Below are 16,896 nucleotides of genomic sequence, written 5' to 3' on the forward strand. Positions count from 1 at the left end.
TGGACATGGAGACGACCGCGTGGATGTCGTTGTACAACACGATGAACGCCACCGACGACCGCCGGCCGTTCGCCGTGGCGACGCTGCGCCGGATCGGCGGGTTCGCCCGGCCGCACCGGCGGATGCTCGGCTGGTTCCTGCTGCTGAGCGTGGTGACCGCGGTGCTGGCGGTGGCCACGCCGGTGCTCGCCGGCCGGGTGGTGGACGCCATCGTCGATGCCGAGCCGCTGCGGGTCGTCGTCGTGATAGCCGTGCTGATCGCGGTGATCGCGGTGGCGGAGTCCGCGCTCGGGCTGGTCGCGCGGTGGTTGTCGGCCAGCATCGGTGAGGGGCTGATCCTCGACCTGCGCACCACGGTGTACGACCACGTGCAGCGGATGCCGATCGCGTTCTTCATGCGGACCCGGACCGGCGCGCTGGTCTCGCGGCTGAACAACGACGTGGTGAGCGCGCAGAACGCGTTCAGCAACACGCTGTCCGGGGTGCTCGCCAACCTCGTGACGCTGGCGCTGACGCTCGTGGTGATGCTCGGGGTGTCCTGGCAGATCACGTTGATGACGCTGGTGCTGCTGCCGGTGTTCGTGGTGCCGGCGCGGCGGATGGGTGCGCGGCTGGCGCGCCTGGAGCGGGAGGCGGCCAACCACAACGCGGTGATGAGCACGCAGATGACCGAGCGGTTCTCGGCGCCGGGCGCGACGCTGGTGAAGCTGTTCGGGCGGCCGGCCGAGGAGTCGGCGGAGTTCGCGCTGCGGGCGCGGCGGGTGCGGGACATCGGCGTGCGGACCGCCATGGTGCAGTCGATCTTCATTACGGCGCTGACCCTGGTCTCCGCGCTGGCGTTGGCGCTGGTGTACGGGTTCGGCGGATACTTCGCGCTGGTCGGGTCGCTCGAGCCGGGCGCGGTGGTGGCGCTGGCGTTGCTGCTTACCCGGCTGTACGCGCCGCTGACGTCGCTGGCGAGCGCGCGGGTGGAGGTGATGAGCGCGCTGGTGTCGTTCGAGCGGGTCTTCGAGGTGCTGGACCTGCGGCCGCTGATCGTCGAGGCCGACTCGCCGGTGACCGTGCCGGAGGGCGGGGTGTCGGTGGAGCTCGACGGGCTGTCGTTCGGCTACCCGTCGGCGGACAAGGTGTCGCTGGCGTCGCTGGAGGAGGTCGCGAAGCTCGACAAGCGCGGCGGGGTCGAGGTGCTGCACGACGTGTCGTTCCGGGTGGAGCCGGGGCAGGTGGTGGCGCTGGTCGGGTCGTCGGGGGCGGGGAAGTCGACGATCGCCTCGCTCGTGCCGCGGCTGTACGACGTGGACTCCGGTGCGGTCCGGCTGTCCGGTGTGGACGTTCGGGGCCTGTCGTTCGGGTCGCTGCGGGGACACCGTGGGGCTGGTGACCCAGGACGGGCACCTGTTCCACGAGTCGGTGCGGGCGAACCTGTTGCTGGCCCGGCCGTCGGCCACCGAGGACGAGCTGTGGTCGGCGCTGCGCAGGGCCCGGCTCGACTCGTTGGTGTCGTCGCTGCCGGACGGGTTGGACACGGTGGTGGGGGAGCGCGGGTACCGGCTCTCCGGCGGGGAGCGGCAGCGGCTGACGATCGCGCGGCTCCTGCTCGCGCGGCAGCGGGTGGTGATCCTGGACGAGGCGACGGCGCACCTGGACAACACGTCGGAGGCGGCGGTGCAGGCGGCGTTGACCGAGGCGCTGGCCGGGCGGACCGCGCTGGTGATCGCACACCGGCTGTCGACGGTGCGGGCGGCGGACCTGATCCTGGTGATCGAGGACGGCCGGATCGTCGAGCGCGGCACCCACACGTCGCTGCTGGCCGCGGGCGGGCGCTACGACGAGCTGTACCGGACGCAGTTCGCGGCGGAGCCGGGGGGCGTGCGTGCTTGACGAGCTGATGCGCCGCGGCTGGCCCGCGCTGTCCGAAGTGGACGTGTCCGGGTGGGTGGCGCGGATCTCGGGTGGGGTGACGCAGCGGGCGAACTCGGTGGCACCGCTGGCCGCCCCGCCGGATGTCGGCACGGCGCTGTCGCGGGTGGAGCGGCTGTACGGCTCGCACGGCCTGCCGGCGGTCTTCCAGCTGGGCCCGTCGGTGCACCCGGCCGACCTGGACTCCGTGCTGGCGGCGCGGGGGTACCGGTACGGCTCGCCGACGACGGTCGAGGTGGCATCGGTCGCGCAGGTGCTGGATCTGCTTCCCGACGGCGTGCCGGTGGCCGTCGCGGCGGAACCGGACGAGGAGTGGATGGACCTGTGGTGGGCGGTCGACGGCCGCGGCGACGACGCGGCACGGGACGTGGCCCGGTGGATCCTCACCGCGGGACCGGCGCTGTACGGGACCGTTCGGTCCGAGGGCACGGTGGCCGCGGTGGCGCGGCTCGCCACCGTCGACGACTGGGGTGGCCTGTACTGCATGGCGGTCCGCCCCGGCGCCCGGCGGCGCGGCCTGGGTTCGGTGGTGCTGCGCGGCCTGCTCGCACACGCGGCGACCGAGGGCGTCCGACACTGCTGGCTGCAGGTGCGCGCGGAGAGCTCGGGCGCGCGGGCGCTGTACGCGCGGGCCGGGTTCGCCGAGGCGGCCCGCTACCACTACCGCACCCAACCCACCCCCTGACCAGCACTCGCGGGTCAGGTCGTGGACAGGAAGCGGTCCAGGACGTTGGCGCCGAAGCGGAGGCCGTCCACCGGGACGCGTTCGTCCACGCCGTGGGCCATGAGCCTGTGGTCGAAGTTCTCCGGGAGCCACAGCGGGGCGAAGCCGTAGCAGTCGATGCCCAGGCCGGCGAACGCCTTGGCGTCCGTGCCGCCGCCCATGCAGAACGGGACCACCACCGAGCCCGGGTCCTCCGCCTCGATCGCCGCCGCCATCGCGGTGAACCACTCGGCGTCGACCGGGGCTTGGACTGCCCGCTGGTGGGCAACGAACTCACGCCGCACGTCCGGGCCGAGGAGGCGGTCGACCTCGGCGAGGAACGCGTCCTCGGTGCCCGGCAGGAGCCGGGTGTCCACCTCGGCGTGCGCCACGCCGGGGATGACATTCACCTTGTAGCCGGCCGAGAGGACCGTCGGCGTCGTGCTGTTGCGGACCGTGTTCTCCGCGATCTTCGCCGCGGCGCCGAAGCGGCGGAGCGTGCCGTCCACGTCGGCCAGGTCGACCTCGATACCGAGCGCGGCACCGGTCCGCTCGAAGAACGCGCGTACCGTGGGGGTCAGCACCACCGGCCACTCGTGCGCGGTCAGCCGCTGCAGTGCCGCGAGCAGCTTGACCACCGCGTTGTCGTCGTTGCGGCGGGAGCCGTGGCCTGCCCTGCCGGTGGCGGTGAGCCGCATGTGCGCCGTGCCGCGCTCGGCCGTCGCCACCGGGTAGAGCCGGACCGGCTCGCCGGCCGCGGACGACGCGCGGACCGTGTAACCGCCCGACTCACCGATGGCCGCGACGCAGCCGTCGAACAGCGACCGGTGCTCCTCGACGAGCCAGTGGGCACCCCACGCGCCCGTGTCCTCCTCGTCGGCCACGAACGCCAGCACGATGTCCCGCCGCGGCCCCCGACCCTCCGAGGACCAGCGGTGCAGCACTGCGAGCAGCGTGGCGCACATGTCCTTCATGTCCACCGCGCCGCGCCCCCACACGAAGCCGTCGCGGATCTCGCCGGCGAACGGCGGCACGGTCCACTCGGCGGCGTCCGCGGGCACCACGTCGAGGTGGGCGTGCACCAGCAGCGGCGCCAGCGACGGGTCCGACCCGGCCACCCGCGCGATGACGTTGCTGCGCCGCGGCGAGCGCTCCATCAGCGTGGGCGCGAGACCCGCCGCGGACAGGTGCGACGCGACGAACTCCGCGGCCTCCCGCTCGCCCTCCGACGATCCGCCGCCGAGGTTGGTCGTGTCGAACCTGATCAGCTGCGCGCACAGTTCCTCGACGGTCTCGATGCTCACTCCGACAAGCTCCGTTCGGTCTGGATGCTCACTCCGACAAGCTCCGTTCGGGCGGCTCACCCATAGCTGCCCTCCACCGCACCGCTGGCTATCGCGGTGACCACCTTGAACGCCTTCATCGCGTCGGTCATCGACGCGGCGTCGAAACCGACCCGGCGCACCTCCAGCTGGTCCACCGTCGGCACCACCGCGGCGGCCGCGGCCAGGTGCGCCGCGTCGAACTCCACCTCGATACGGTGCCCGCTCGCCGATCCGGCGAACCGGCCGGCCCTCGCCATGCCCAGGTGCGCCTGCTCGGTGATCGCGGCCGCGGTCACCGCGGGCGGCGTGCAGATCGCGGCGTAGCGGGACACGCACTCCTTCACCGCGACGCTCCGCGCGTCCGGCGCGTACTCACCCGCGTCCTCGCAGGTCAGGTCGTCGCCGGTGACCAGGAGCACCGGCACGCCGTGCTCGGCGGCGAGCGCGGCGTTGAGCCGGCCCTCGCTCGCCCGCACCCCGTCCAGGAACACCCCGGTGATCTGGTTCGGCAGGTAGGTGTGGGACAGCACACCTTCGACGCCGGCGGCCGCGTGGTAGCCCAGGAACACCACGCCGTCCACGCCCGAGTCGATGCCCTGCATCATCGACAGCGGCTTGTGCCTGCCGGTGAGCATCCGCGCCCGCGGGTCGAGGTCCTCGAGCAGGATGTTGCGTTGCGACGAGTGCGCCTCGTTCACCAGGACGTCGGTCGCGCCGCCCGCGAACAGCCCCTCGACGCAGGCGTTCACGTCCCCGGTGAACATCTTCCGGAAGCGCTGCCACTGCTCGGTCCCGACCTCGACGTCCGCGGTCCACGTGACGCCCGTCGCGCCTTCCATGTCGGCTGAAATCATGATCCGCACAGGGTTCACGTTACGGCTTGGTACACGTCGCCGACACTCATTGACTTTTTCAACCCATAAGTGGTTACTTCCTCTCAACTATCAGGAAGAGGTGATCATCGTGAGATCGAGGCGTGTCGCGCTCGGTATCACACTTCTCGTGTCCGCCCTGGTCACGGTGCCCTTCGCGGCCCCGGCCGGCGCGGCGGACCGCCCGGCCGCGAAGGCTGAGGGCGCCCAGGACACCAAGCTGCTCCGGGTCGGCGTCACCCAGGAGATCGACTCGCTCAACCCGTTCATCAGCATCACCCGAACGGGGACCGACATCCTGCGCACCGCGTTCGACTACCTGACGGTCTACAGCCAGAAGGACCAGTCGCCGGAGGCCAGCCTCGCCGAGAGCTGGACGACGTCGGATGACAAGCTCACCTGGACCTTCAAGATCCGCCAGGGGGTGAAGTGGTCCGACGGCGAGCCGGTCACCGCCAAGGACCCCGCGTTCACCTACAACAAGATGCTCGACGACGACACCGCGCGCACCGCGAACGGCAGCTACGTCCAGCAGTGGGAGTCGGTCGAGGCGACGGACGACTCGACCCTGGTGATCAAGACCAAGGTCCCGCAGGCGACGATGCTGGCACTGGACATCCCGATCGTGCCCGAGCACGTCTGGTCGAAGATGACCGACATCGGCGCCGAGCCGGAGTTCCCGATGGTCGGCAGCGGGCCGTTCACGGTCACGGAGTTCAAAGAGGCGCAGTTCACCAAGATGAAGGCCAACCCCCACTACTGGCGGGGCAAGCCCAAGATCGACGAGCTGCACTTCATCTACTACCGCAACGCCGACGCCGCGGTCACCGCGTTGCAGAGCGGCCAGGTCGACCTGATCAACCGGCTCACTCCGACCCAGTTCGACGCGCTCCAGGGCGACCCGAACATCGAGCTCAACAACGCCCAGAACCGCCGGTTCAACGAGGTCGTGATCAACCCGGGCGCGGCCACGAACGACGGCAAGCCGATCGGCAACGGCAACCCGGCGCTCAAGGACGTCAAGCTGCGCCAGGCCATCGCCACCGCGATCGACTCCAAGACGCTGGTGGACAAGGTGTGGGGTGGCTACGCCGAGGAGGCCAAGGGCTACATCCCGCCGGTCTTCACGGACTACGCCTGGACCCCGCCGGACGACGTGCAGCGCGACTTCGACCTCGACAAGGCCAACCAGATGCTCGACGAGGCCGGCTACAAGAAGGGTCCGGACGGCATCCGGCTGGACAAGGGAGGCAAACCGCTCAACCTGCGGCTGCTCGCCCACGCCGAGTCCAACCTCGACGAGACCGGCGGCCCGTTCATCAAGGGCTGGCTCAAGGACATCGGCATCAACATCACCTTGCAGCCGGTGTCGGACACCCAGGTCAACGAGGACACCACGCGTGGCGAGTTCGACCTCGCGTTCTCCGGCTGGAACGCCAACCCGGACCCGGACTTCGTGCTGTCGCTGCAGACCTGTGCGAACCGGCCCAACGCCGACGGCAAGGGCGGCACACCGGACTCGTTCCTGTGCGACGAGGAGTACGACGACCTCTACGCCAAGCAGCTGCAGGAGTTCGACAGGGACAAGCGGGTCGAGCTGGTCAAGCAGATGCAGGAGCGGCTCTACGACCAGGCGACGCTCGTCATCCTGGGCTACGACAACGCGCTCGAGGCCTACCGCAAGGACGCCTTCGAGGGCTTCCCGCTGCAGCCCGCCGACGGCGGCGTGATCATGAACCAGCAGGGCTACTGGGGCTACTACGGCGCCACGCCCAAGGGTGAGGGTCCGGTGCCCGTCTACGGCGAGAACGGGGAGAACACGGCGACCGGCGCCGACACCACGGACGCGGCGGCCGACGACGGCGGCAACACCGGCCTGGTCCTCGGCATCGTCGGCGGTGTCGTCGTGGTGCTGCTGGTCGGCGGCCTGCTGTTCGCCCGCGGCCGGCGCAAGACCGCTGAAGATCGCGAATAGGGAGTTTCGTGTCGGACATCCTCACCCCGACCGAGGAGGCACTAGCGGAGGCTCCGCCACCCACCCGTGGTGGCGGAGCCGTCCGATATGTGCTGACCAAGATCGGCGGCGGTCTGGTCAGCCTGGCACTGGTGATCGTGCTGGGCTTCCTGCTGTTCCGGGTGCTGCCCGGCGACGTCGTGCAGACCATGACCCGGGGCCGGCCGGCCTCGCCGGAGATGATCGCGGAGCTGGAGGACCGGCTCGGGCTCAACAAGTCGTTGCTCGCGCAGTTCGGCGACTACCTGTGGAAGCTGCTGCACGGCGACCTCGGGCAGTCCTACATCTTCAACGTGCCGGTCTCGCAGAAGATCGGCGAGCGGCTGTGGCCGACGCTGCTGCTCGTCGGCGTCGCCACCATCATCGCGGTCGCCCTGGGGCTGTGGCTGGGCACCCGGTCGGCGTGGCAGCGGGGGAGCCGGTTCGACCGGATCTCCACCGGCATCGCGCTGACCCTGTGGTCCACGCCCACCTTCTGGCTCGGCATGCTGCTCCTCGCGGCCACCAGCGGGCTCTTCCCGACCGCCGGGCTCGTCTTCTCCGACACACCACCGGACTTCTTCTCCCAGGCCGTCGACATCGCCCACCACATGGTGCTGCCGACGATCACCCTGGTCGCGGTGATCTACGCGCAGTACCAGCTCGTCATGCGTTCCTCGCTGCTGGAGGAGATGGGCGCGGACTACCTGACCACCGCGCGCGCCAAGGGCCTGCGCGAGGACCTGGTGCGCCGCCGGCACGCGGTGCCCAACGCGCTGCTGCCGACCGTGACGCTGGTGTTTCTGCACCTGGGCTTCGTGATCGCCGGCGCGGTCACCGTGGAGACGGTGTTCTCCTGGCCGGGCCTCGGCCTGCTGACCTATGACGCGCTGCGGGTGCGGGACCTGCCGCTGCTGCAGGGCACGTTCATCGTGCTGGCCGGCGCGGTGATCGCCATGAACGTCCTCGCGGACGTGCTCTACCGCGTCCTCGACCCCCGGGTGCGTGCCTCATGACCTCGCCGTCTCCCCGCACGCTCGCCTGGCGCAGGCGCGGGGCCGCGTTCGCCGCGGGCTGGAAGCAGTTCGCCGAGCAGCGCACGGGCCTGTTCGGGTTGGGCCTGCTCGTGCTCATCGTGCTGCTCGCGATCCTCGCGCCGGTGCTCACCGACCGCGAGGGCCTGGACGTCACCAGGGCCACCGGCGGCCGGATGGAGCCGCCGAGCGCGGAGTTCCTGCTGGGCACCGACCGGCCGGGCCGCTCTGTGCTGCTGCTGACCCTGTGGGGCGCCCGCGTGTCGCTCACCGTCGGGTTCGTGGCGACCCTGCTGTCGATCGCGATCGGCACGATCATCGGCATCCTGGCCGCGCACTACGGCCGGTGGGTGTCCGCCGGCCTGATGCGGGTCACCGACTTCTTCCTCGTGCTGCCCTCGCTGGTGCTGGCCATCGCGCTGTCCACGGTGATGGAGCGCGGGATCGGCACGATCATCCTCGCGATCGGGCTGACGTCCTGGCCGTCGGCGGCGCGGCTGGTCCGCGCGCAGACGCTGACGATCGAGGCGCGGCCCTACATCGAGCGGTCCAGGGCCCTGGGCGGCGGGCACACCCACGTGATCACCAAACACGTGCTGCCGGCGGTGCTGCCGCTGGTGTTCGTCAACACGACGCTCGCGGTGGGCAGCGCGATCGTGGCCGAGTCGACCCTGTCCTTCCTCGGCCTCGGCGACCCCGACCCGATGCGCCCGTCGTGGGGGTCGATGCTGCGCTCGGCGTGGCTGGACAGCGCGGTCATCGCGGGCGCCTGGTGGTACCTGCTGCCGCCGGGCATCGCGATCGGCATCGTGGTGCTGGCGTTCACCATGTGCGGGCGGGCGCTGGAGTCCGTTCTGAACCCACGGCTGCGGGAGGGCTGAGGCATGCCGCTTCTGGAGCTGAAGGACCTGACCGTGCGCTACCGAAGTGGCTCGCGTGACGTCGAGGCCGTGCGCGGCGTCTCGCTGTCGCTGAACGCCGGCGAGACGCTGGGCCTGGCGGGGGAGTCCGGCTGCGGCAAGTCCACGCTCGCGATGTCGGTGCTGCGCCTGCTGCCCGTCTCGGCCGAGATCGGCGGGGAGATCCTGCTCGACGGCGAGGACGTCGGCACGATGAAGTGGGGCCGGCTGCGCGCGGTGCGCTGGACCACCGCGTCGGTCGTGTTCCAGGGCGCCATGCACGCGCTCAACCCGGTGCGCCGGGTGCGGGACCAGATCGCCGAGCCGATCCTGCTGCACGCGTCGACGCAGCCGTCGCCCGCGGCGGTGCGCAAGCGGGTGGCCGAGCTGCTGGCCCAGGTGGAGCTGCCGACCGCGAAGGGCGAGGCCTACCCGCACGAGCTCTCCGGCGGGCAGAAGCAGCGGGTCATGATCGCGATGGCGCTGGCGTGCGAGCCGCGGCTGGTGATCGCCGACGAGCCGACCACCGCTCTCGACGTGATCGTGCAGGCCCAGGTGCTCGACCTGATGACGAACCTCGTGGCGCGGCAGGACATCGGGCTGGTGATGATCAGCCACGACCTGGCCGTGCTCGCGTCCACCTGCCAGCGGCTCGCCGTGATGTACGAGGGCGAGCTGGTGGAGGAGGGCGACGCGAAGGCGATCATCGCCGACCCCCGGCACCCGCACACGAAGGCGCTCGCGGCGGCGTTCCCCACGGTGGGCGACGACGTGTACCGGTACGCGCCGGCCACCAGCAGCCCGCTGGGCCTGCCCGCGCGGCCCGAGCCGGCGCGGGGCGACCCGCTGCTGCGCACCGAGGACCTGCGGGTGGACTTCCACGGCCGCGGCCGGTCGGTGACCCGGGCCGTGGCCGGGGTGAGCCTGGAGGTCCGGCGGGGCGAGATCGTGGCGCTGGTGGGCCAGTCCGGCTCCGGCAAGACGACGCTCGCGCGCACGATCCTGGGGTTGCAGCGGCCCACGGGCGGGCGGGTCGTCTACGACGGCACGCCGGTGCCGACGTCCAGCCGGGGGCTCAAGGCGTACCGGCGGCGGGTGCAGCTGGTGCTGCAGGACCCGTCGAGCGCGCTGAACCCGCGGCACTCGGTGTACGAGTCGGTCGCCGAGGGGCTGCGCATCCACCGGGTCGCCGGTGACGAGCGCGAGCACGTGGCCGCCGCGCTCGAGGCGGCGGAGCTGCGCCCGCCGGAGGAGTTCATGCCGCTGCTGCCCAACCAGCTCTCCGGCGGCCAGCGCCAGCGCGTGGTGATCGCGGGGGCGCTGGCACTGGAGCCGAACCTGCTCGTGGCCGACGAGCCGGTCGCGTCGCTGGACGCCTCGGTGCGCGGCGAGATCCTGGCCCTGCTGCTGCGCCTGCGCGCGAAGCTCGACCTGGCGGCCCTGGTGATCACCCACGACCTGGGCCTGGCCTGGAACATCGCCGACCGCGTGGCCGTGATGTACCAGGGTGAGCTGGTGGAGGTGGGCCCGGTGGACGAGATCCTGCGCGACCCGCGGCACGAGTACACCCGGTCGCTGCTGGCCGCCCTGCCCACCACCGCTCCGGCGTGACCGGTCAGGGCGCGGGGACGTACTCCTGCTCGTAGAACCAGATGACGTCCTCGATCGCCACCGCGAGATAGGTCTCGAACTCGCCGTCGTCGTCCAGTTCCACGAGATAGGCGAAATACCGGCCGTCGCTGTAGCGCTCGCACGTGATGACCTCGAGTGCCCACGGCCGCAGCCGGGCCGTCAGTTCGGCCACCGTGCCGAACACCTCCAGCACCGCGCGGGTGTGATCCCACTTGAGCTCGCCGATGCCGCCGCGCTCCTCTGCCAGCACGAACCCGTACCTCATGTGCCCACCCTCCTGTTGATATGCTCCCCGACGAGCACAGGTTATTACTGAAGCTTCAATTTGGCCCACATCCGACCGGGTGAACTTGCTGGCAGCGCGCGAACTCTGCGTAGTAGGTTCACTTTGAAACCTCTCAGCGAAAGGTCGGGGTGGATGGCGGGCAAGAGCAAGTCTGTGAGCAGCAACCGGCGGGAGGTCGGCGCCGCCCTGCGGAGCTTCCGCAAACGGGCCGGCGTCGAGCGGGTCGAGGACGCCGCCGAGTTCATCGACGTGAGCGCGGTGACGATCGGCCGGATCGAGAAGGGCGAGGCGCCGATCAGCCGGGCCAACCTCGGCGTGCTCGCCGAGAAGTACGGCCTGGACGATCACGAGCGCGACGCGCTGATGGAGCTGGCCCGCCAGACCCGCGGCAAGCGCGGCACGTTCCCGGCGTACTTCAGCGTCAAGACCCGCGCGTTGTTGGAACTCGAGTCCGAGGCGAGCGACCTGCTGATCGTGACCATCGACCTCATCCCGGCGCACTTCCAGACCGAGCGCTACACGCAGGCGCTCTTCGAGGGCACCGGCGAGAGTCTGCCGCAGGAGGAGATCGACAAGCTCAAGCGGATCCGGCTGGACCGGCAGGCCATCCTCACCCAGCCGAAGCCGCCGAAAGTGCGCGCGATCGTCCACGAGACGGCGCTGCGGATGCCGATCGGCGGCACTGAGGTCATGCATGAGCAGTTGCTGCACCTGGCCGAACTCGCCGGTCTGCCCAACGTCGAGATCCAGGTCCAACCGGCCAGCGCCGGCATGTACCCGGGCATCGGCACCACGTTCACGCTCATGCGGCTGGACAACGACCCGACCACCGATCGCGTACAGATCGACAGCCCGGGAGACAGCGTCTATCGGGATCGAATCAGCAACACCGAGCCCTATAGACTGAGCTGGGAGCGGAAACGGGTCGCGGCACTGAGCCTTCCGGCCTCCAGGTCGCTCATTCTCGATGTTGCGGGCGGCTTCGCTCCCGGTACTGGCCGGTAACGCTCATGACAGGTGACGACAATGGCACTGACCTGGCGCAAGTCGAGCCGTAGTGGCGGTGGCAGTGGCAACGGCAACGGCGGCGACTGCGTGGAGGTTGCGTTCGGCCCGAAAGGGCCGCTGCTGCGCGACAGCAAGAACGGCGACGACGGCCGAGTCCTCCACACCAGCCCCACCGCCTTCGACGCCCTCCTCGACACCCTCAAGCGCGACGTCTAGTAGCTGTCGGTAGATCCTGCGATACTCACCGTGGCGCCACGGCCGGTGAGTATCGGGGGGTTCGCTGATGGCCACCAAGACAACCGGTCGCCTGCTGGTCACGGCTCTGGTCATCGGCGCGGGCGTGTACTTCACACCGAAGGCCGTCGATGCGGTGGGCTCGATCATCAGCGACCTCACCGGCGCGACCGACGCCGTCATCGTGGGCGAGGCGCCCGCCACCCTCATGATCGCCGCCGAGACCCAACCACAGGTCACCGTCTGCGCCACCCAAACCATCGTCAACGAGAAACGCTGTGGCGACATGCGTGTCCTCATCGTGGACGCGTCGAGAATTCCCTTTATTGCCCGCAACACGAAACTGGCCTGGGAATCGGGCCACCCAGCGGTCCTCACCATGAACCGAGCAAAACAGGACGCGAACCGCGGAAAAGCGTGCCAGAATTTCCGGCGCACCTACGGCGGGCAATGTGACGAGTACCCAATGGCCAGCACGGATGAGGGAGGCGCGGGCGCTCGAGCGGAGGAAGTTCCTGCCCGGGAGAACCAGTGTCAGGGAGGTCTGTATGTTAGCCAGTACCCCCCGAATGGCGAGCGATTTCTGGTGGTCATCAGCAATCCGGACCATGTCGCGCCCGGTCCATTTACCGGTACCGAGGTCGCGAGAGACCAAGGCACGTGCTAGGAGAGCCGCATGGCGTCCGATGACTTGATCCGCAAGTACGGGTGGGTCAAGGATCAGCAGCTTGAAGCATGGACCGTGGCTGTCGTCGAGGGGCGCGCCATCGATGAGGTGCTCCGGATCTACGGCGGCGATCCGGCCGCGCCAATCGGCGAGGTCACGTTCACCGGCGTGGACGAGCTGCGCGGCCCCCAGCTTGATCACCTCGAGTTCTACCTGCAAGTCCTTACGCACAACGAACATGTTGTGGCGATCGAGAACAACGGCTGGAGTGGCGCTTTCCCGGAGATCGCCCGCCGCTGTTCGGCCGATGGCGGCCGATTCTTCAGCGTTTATTGGAACGTCAACGCGTTCGGGTTGGTTACTCAGGCCATTGACGGCACGGTCACCGCGAACTTCGAGATGATCTACCCGACTGCACCTGAGGCTGATCAGTGGGAGCGCCGACCGGGGTGGGCAATTGGCCCGGCGACGGACATCGAGGTGGTCCGGCAGACGTGCATGGCGCAGCTGGAGCAGCAGACCGGCGTCGCGGTGGACCCAGCCTGGCTCCGTGACGCGCAGCCGACGTACCGGATCCCGGATCCGTACTGGCTCTACCGTGACGTCCCTGACGCGGAGCACCCATAGCGTGATCGCTACCGGTGGTGGCGCCTCGGGCACGCCCGGTGGGTCGAAAAGCGGCCGTTGCGGCAAACAGACCAACCAGCCTGTGTAATCTCAAGCCGCCATGTTCACCACCACCGAACCGTCCGCAGAAGGCAGTGTGACCACCGTCGACAACGCGAACCCCGCGGAATCCGGTGTGCGGCGCACGCATCCGCTGCCGGTGCGCACCATCGCGCTCGGCACCATCGGCAGCCTGCTGGTCCTCGTGAGCGCGCTGGGCGCCGGGGCGATCCTCGCGCAGGACCCGATCCTGGGGCGCGGCGCGATGTCGTGGGTCCGGTACGGCCACGGGCGGATGCTCGCCACGGTCATCCTCTACATCGGATTCCTGCTGGTGGTCTGGGCGTGGGTACGGCTGGGCCGGCACGTGCTCGCCGGGCGGGTCGGGGCGCGGCCGGTGCTCGTGGCGGCGGTGTGCTGGATCATCCCGATGCTGTTCTCGCCGCCGGTGTTCAGCCGGGACGCCTACCTCTACATCGCCTACGGAACGCTGCCGCTGCACGGGTTCGACCCGTTCACGGTCGGGCCGGGCAACCTCGACGTCGACCCGGTGGTGGACAACGTCGACTCGTTCTGGCAGAGCACCCCGGCGCCGTACGGGCCGCTGTTCATCCTGCTCGCCAAGGGCGTCATCTCGGTCACTGGGACCAACATGATCGCCGGCGTGCTGCTGATGCGGATCGGCCTGCTGATCGGCGCCGGCCTGCTGCTGTGGGCCATGCCGACGCTGGTGCGGCACCTCGGCGGTCGGCTGCCCGTGGCGCTGTGGCTCGCGATCGCCGGCCCGATGACCGTCGTGCACCTGATCGGCGGCCCGCACAACGACCTGCTGATGGTCGGCTTCCTCGCCGCCGGCACGGCGATGATGCTCGAACGACGACATGTGCTCGGCATGGTCCTGCTGACCCTCGCGGTCGCGGTGAAGGCGACCGCCGCGGTGGCGTTGCCGTTCCTCGTGTGGGTCTGGGCCGGGCACCTTTCCTCGACCCGGTGGCGCAACTTCGTCCGCGCATGCTCGTGCTCGCTCGGGATCTTCGTCGTCACCTTCGCCGCGGCCACGTTCGTGTCCGGGGTGGACCTCGGCTGGATCGCCGCGCTCGACGCGCCGACCGCCATCGTGAACTGGCTGTCGCTGCCGACCGGTGCCGGCGAGTTCGTCCACGGCGTGATCGGCCTGGTGATCGAGACGCCGAAGGTGTACTTCGTCAACGCGCTGCGGGTAGTCGGCGGCATCCTGATGCTGGTGATCCTGGTGAAGCAGTGGTGGCGGGCCCGCGACGGCGGCCCGGACGCGGTCAAGCGCGCCGCGATCGCGCTGCTGGTCGTCGCGATTCTGTCGCCTGCCACCCTGCCGTGGTACTTGACCTGGGGCTTCGTGCTCGCGGCCGCGCTGCCGTGGAAGCGTCGCCAGCTCGCCGTGCAGGTCACCCTCGCGGTGTTCCTGGTGCTCACCTACACCCCGGCCGGTGACGACCTGCTCTACAACTGGCTGTTCATCGCGCTGGCCGCCGGGGTGTCCGTGCTGGCCGGCGTCTCGCTGCTGCGACCCGACCCGCTCAACGTCTTCGACCGGCACCTCGAGCCGCTCACGCCGGTCGGAATGAGCGTTGAGCGCTGACACCGGCACGGCCACCGACACCGTGAGCGCCACCGGCGAGGCCCCCGCACCGGCCGAACCGGCGACGACCCCGGTCCGCACGATCGTCCTCGGCACGGTCGGCTCGGTGCTGCTGCTCCTCGGCGGGATGGGGGCCGCGGCGGGTGTGCTCGACGACCCGGTCATGTCCGCGGACGCGCTGTCCTGGCTGCGCTACGGGCACGGCAGGATGTTCGCCACCCTCGTCGTCTACGTCGGCTTCGCGCTGATGGTGTGGGCGTGGGTGCGGCTGGGCCGCGGGGTGCTCGCGCGCCGGTACGAGACCCGCCCGGTGCTGGTCGCCGCCGCGTGCTGGACCGCGCCGCTGCTGCTGGCACCGGCCCTGTTCACCCGGGACGTGTACTCCTACCTCGCGCAGGGCGCGATCGCGCTGGCCGGGCTCGACCCGTTCACCGTGGGCCCGACCGTGCTCGACTCGCCGGAGCTCATCGAGAACGTGCACCCGTTCTGGCAGGACCAGCCCGCGCCGTACGGGCCGCTGTTCATCCTGCTGACCAAGGCCACGGTGTGGCTCACCGGCACCGACATCGTGGCCGGCGTGCTCCTCACCCGGCTCACCCAGCTGGTCGGGCTGGGCCTGCTGCTGTGGGCGCTGCCCGGCCTGGTGCGCCACCTCGGCGGCCGGCTCCCGGTGGCCGCGTGGATGCTGCTCGCCGGCCCGCTCACCGTGGTGCACCTGGTCGGCGGGCCGCACAACGACCTGATGATGATCGGGTTCATGGCCGCGGGCGCGGTGCTCGTGCTCGACCGCCACCACGTCGCCGGGATCGCGTTGGTGACCCTCGGCGTCGCGGTGAAGGCGAGCGCGGCGGTGGCGTTGCCGTTCCTGGTGTGGGTGTGGGCCGGGCACCTGTCCTCGACCCGGTGGCGTGCCTTCGTCCGCGCGTGCGCGGGTGCGGTGGCCGTGTTCGGCGCGGTGTTCGCGGCGGTGACCGTGCTGGCGGGGGTGGACCTGGGCTGGGTGACGATGCTCAACGCGTCCTCCCGGCTGGTGAACTGGCTGTCCGTGCCGACCGCGGCGGGGGAGGTCCTGCACGGGATCATCGGTATCGCGGTGGACGTGCCGCGGGACTGGGTGATCACGGTGACCCGGCTCCTCGGCACCGCGCTGCTGCTGTACGTGGTGGTCCGGCAGTGGTGGCGGGCCCGCGACGGCGGCCCGGACGCGGTGCGCCGCGCGGCGATCGCGCTGTTCGCGGTGGCGCTGCTGTCGCCGACGATGCTTCCGTGGTACCTGACCTGGGGCTTGGCACTGGCCGCGGGCCTGCCGTGGAAGCCGCGCCGGCTGGCCGTGTTCGTGGGCGTCTCGGCGTTCATGGTGGCGCCGTACTCGGCCGACGGCGAGACGCTGCTGTACGTGTGGCCGTGGATGTTCCTGGCGATCGCGCTGTCCGTGCTGGCCGCGGTGTCGCTGGTCCGCCCGGATCCGCTGCGTTGGGCGATCCGCCCGGTGCGCGACTGATGGCTCCCGCGTCGACGGTCGGGCGTGGCCCGCTCGTGCTGCGCCGCTGGCGCGACACCGACGTCGACGAGCTGCGGCGGGTGGTCGTCTCCGCGCAGCCGTCGCTGCGACCGTGGATGCCGTGGTCGCTCGGCACCTACGACCGCACCGCGGCGGCCGACTTCCTGGCGGGCACCCAGGCGAGCTGGGAGCGAGGCAAGGCGTTCAGCTACGCGATCACCGTCGACGGCGCCGTCGTGGGCGCGTGCGGGTTGGCGAACAACGGGGTCCCGAACACGCTGGAGATCGGCTACTGGCTGCACCCTTCGCGCACCGGCAGGGGCTACGCGACGGAGGCGACCGCCGCACTGGTGGGCGTGGCTTTCACGCTGTCGAGGGTCAACGCGGTGCAGATCTGGCACGACGCGGCGAACACGGCGAGCGAGGGCGTCCCGCGGCGGCTGGGCTTCACCGAGGTCGCCCGCCGCACCCCGCCCCGGGAGATGCTGACGTCGGGCGAGGTCGGCGTGGACGTGGTCTGGGAACTCAGGCGGTGACT

At 70.5% G+C, this 16,896-nt stretch carries 15 protein-coding genes and 1 pseudogene; 13 read left to right on the forward strand and 3 right to left on the reverse strand.

What is annotated here, in order from left to right; translation table 11 throughout:
* The first annotated feature begins 23 nt into the window (after window positions 1-23).
* Both GEV28_RS09755 and GEV28_RS09760 read left to right on the forward strand, forming a co-directional pair.
* Window positions 24-1,881: pseudogene (locus GEV28_RS09755) on the forward strand (ABC transporter ATP-binding protein).
* Window positions 1,874-2,605: an N-acetyltransferase gene (locus GEV28_RS09760; protein WP_291410869.1), complete on the forward strand. Its 732-nt coding sequence runs from the start codon at window positions 1,874-1,876 to the stop codon at window positions 2,603-2,605. Before GEV28_RS09755 ends, GEV28_RS09760 begins: the two are co-directional and overlap by 8 nt.
* 14 nt (window positions 2,606-2,619) lie before the next feature.
* Here GEV28_RS09760 and GEV28_RS09765 read toward each other — a convergent pair whose 3' ends face one another.
* Window positions 2,620-3,921: a M20/M25/M40 family metallo-hydrolase gene (locus GEV28_RS09765; RefSeq protein WP_291410952.1), complete on the reverse strand. Its 1,302-nt coding sequence runs from the start codon at window positions 3,919-3,921 to the stop codon at window positions 2,620-2,622.
* A 62-nt stretch (window positions 3,922-3,983) separates the two neighbouring features.
* Entirely contained in the window at window positions 3,984-4,811 is an 828-nt protein-coding gene (locus GEV28_RS09770; RefSeq protein ID WP_291410872.1) for a M55 family metallopeptidase, read from the reverse strand.
* 100 nt (window positions 4,812-4,911) lie between these two features.
* Between GEV28_RS09770 and GEV28_RS09775 the strand changes: the two genes are divergently transcribed.
* From GEV28_RS09775 to GEV28_RS09790, 4 genes are read left to right on the forward strand one after another with little or no spacing between them, the layout of a single operon-like run.
* Window positions 4,912-6,795 (forward strand): ABC transporter substrate-binding protein, encoded by a 1,884-nt coding sequence (locus GEV28_RS09775; RefSeq protein ID WP_291410874.1) that lies wholly within the window; start codon window positions 4,912-4,914, stop codon window positions 6,793-6,795.
* An 8-nt stretch (window positions 6,796-6,803) separates the two neighbouring features.
* On the forward strand, window positions 6,804-7,829 hold the full coding sequence (locus tag GEV28_RS09780) for an ABC transporter permease (protein WP_291410876.1): 1,026 nt from the start codon (window positions 6,804-6,806) through the stop codon (window positions 7,827-7,829).
* Entirely contained in the window at window positions 7,826-8,728 is a 903-nt protein-coding gene (locus GEV28_RS09785) for an ABC transporter permease (RefSeq protein ID WP_291410879.1), read from the forward strand. Before GEV28_RS09780 ends, GEV28_RS09785 begins: the two co-directional genes overlap by 4 nt.
* 3 nt (window positions 8,729-8,731) lie before the next feature.
* A complete protein-coding gene (locus tag GEV28_RS09790; RefSeq protein ID WP_291410881.1) occupies window positions 8,732-10,357 on the forward strand; it encodes an ABC transporter ATP-binding protein in 1,626 nt (541 codons plus the stop codon).
* A gap of 4 nt (window positions 10,358-10,361) precedes the next feature.
* Here the strand turns inward: GEV28_RS09790 and GEV28_RS09795 are convergent, their stop codons facing one another.
* Window positions 10,362-10,643, reverse strand: a complete 282-nt coding sequence (locus GEV28_RS09795; protein WP_291410882.1) for a hypothetical protein — start codon at window positions 10,641-10,643, stop codon at window positions 10,362-10,364.
* A gap of 153 nt (window positions 10,644-10,796) precedes the next feature.
* On the opposite strand from GEV28_RS09795, the gene GEV28_RS09800 reads away from it, so the two are divergent.
* The 7 genes from GEV28_RS09800 to GEV28_RS09830 all read left to right on the forward strand — a co-directional run bounded on the left by GEV28_RS09800 (window position 10,797) and on the right by GEV28_RS09830 (window position 16,894).
* Window positions 10,797-11,669 carry a helix-turn-helix transcriptional regulator gene (locus tag GEV28_RS09800; protein WP_291410884.1) on the forward strand — a complete coding sequence of 291 codons (873 nt, stop codon included), beginning with the start codon at window positions 10,797-10,799 and terminating at the stop codon, window positions 11,667-11,669.
* A 21-nt stretch (window positions 11,670-11,690) separates the two neighbouring features.
* Window positions 11,691-11,888, forward strand: coding sequence for a DUF397 domain-containing protein (locus tag GEV28_RS09805; RefSeq protein WP_291410886.1), 198 nt, complete (start codon window positions 11,691-11,693; stop codon window positions 11,886-11,888).
* Between the two features lie 67 nt (window positions 11,889-11,955).
* Window positions 11,956-12,573: a NucA/NucB deoxyribonuclease domain-containing protein gene (locus GEV28_RS09810; protein ID WP_291410888.1), complete on the forward strand. Its 618-nt coding sequence runs from the start codon at window positions 11,956-11,958 to the stop codon at window positions 12,571-12,573.
* Between the two features lie 9 nt (window positions 12,574-12,582).
* On the forward strand, window positions 12,583-13,200 hold the full coding sequence (locus GEV28_RS09815; RefSeq protein ID WP_291410889.1) for a DUF6461 domain-containing protein: 618 nt from the start codon (window positions 12,583-12,585) through the stop codon (window positions 13,198-13,200).
* 136 nt (window positions 13,201-13,336) lie between these two features.
* Window positions 13,337-14,857: a polyprenol phosphomannose-dependent alpha 1,6 mannosyltransferase MptB gene (mptB, locus tag GEV28_RS09820; protein WP_291410891.1), complete on the forward strand. Its 1,521-nt coding sequence runs from the start codon at window positions 13,337-13,339 to the stop codon at window positions 14,855-14,857.
* Window positions 14,847-16,358, forward strand: coding sequence for a polyprenol phosphomannose-dependent alpha 1,6 mannosyltransferase MptB (gene mptB / locus GEV28_RS09825; RefSeq protein ID WP_291410893.1), 1,512 nt, complete (start codon window positions 14,847-14,849; stop codon window positions 16,356-16,358). Before mptB (GEV28_RS09820) ends, mptB (GEV28_RS09825) begins: the two co-directional genes overlap by 11 nt.
* Window positions 16,358-16,894: a GNAT family N-acetyltransferase gene (locus tag GEV28_RS09830; RefSeq protein WP_291410895.1), complete on the forward strand. Its 537-nt coding sequence runs from the start codon at window positions 16,358-16,360 to the stop codon at window positions 16,892-16,894. Before mptB (GEV28_RS09825) ends, GEV28_RS09830 begins: the two co-directional genes overlap by 1 nt.
* Window positions 16,895-16,896: the final 2 nt, after the last annotated feature.

Source organism: Actinophytocola sp. (genome assembly GCF_009379765.1).
Lineage (GTDB): Bacteria > Actinomycetota > Actinomycetes > Mycobacteriales > Pseudonocardiaceae > Actinophytocola.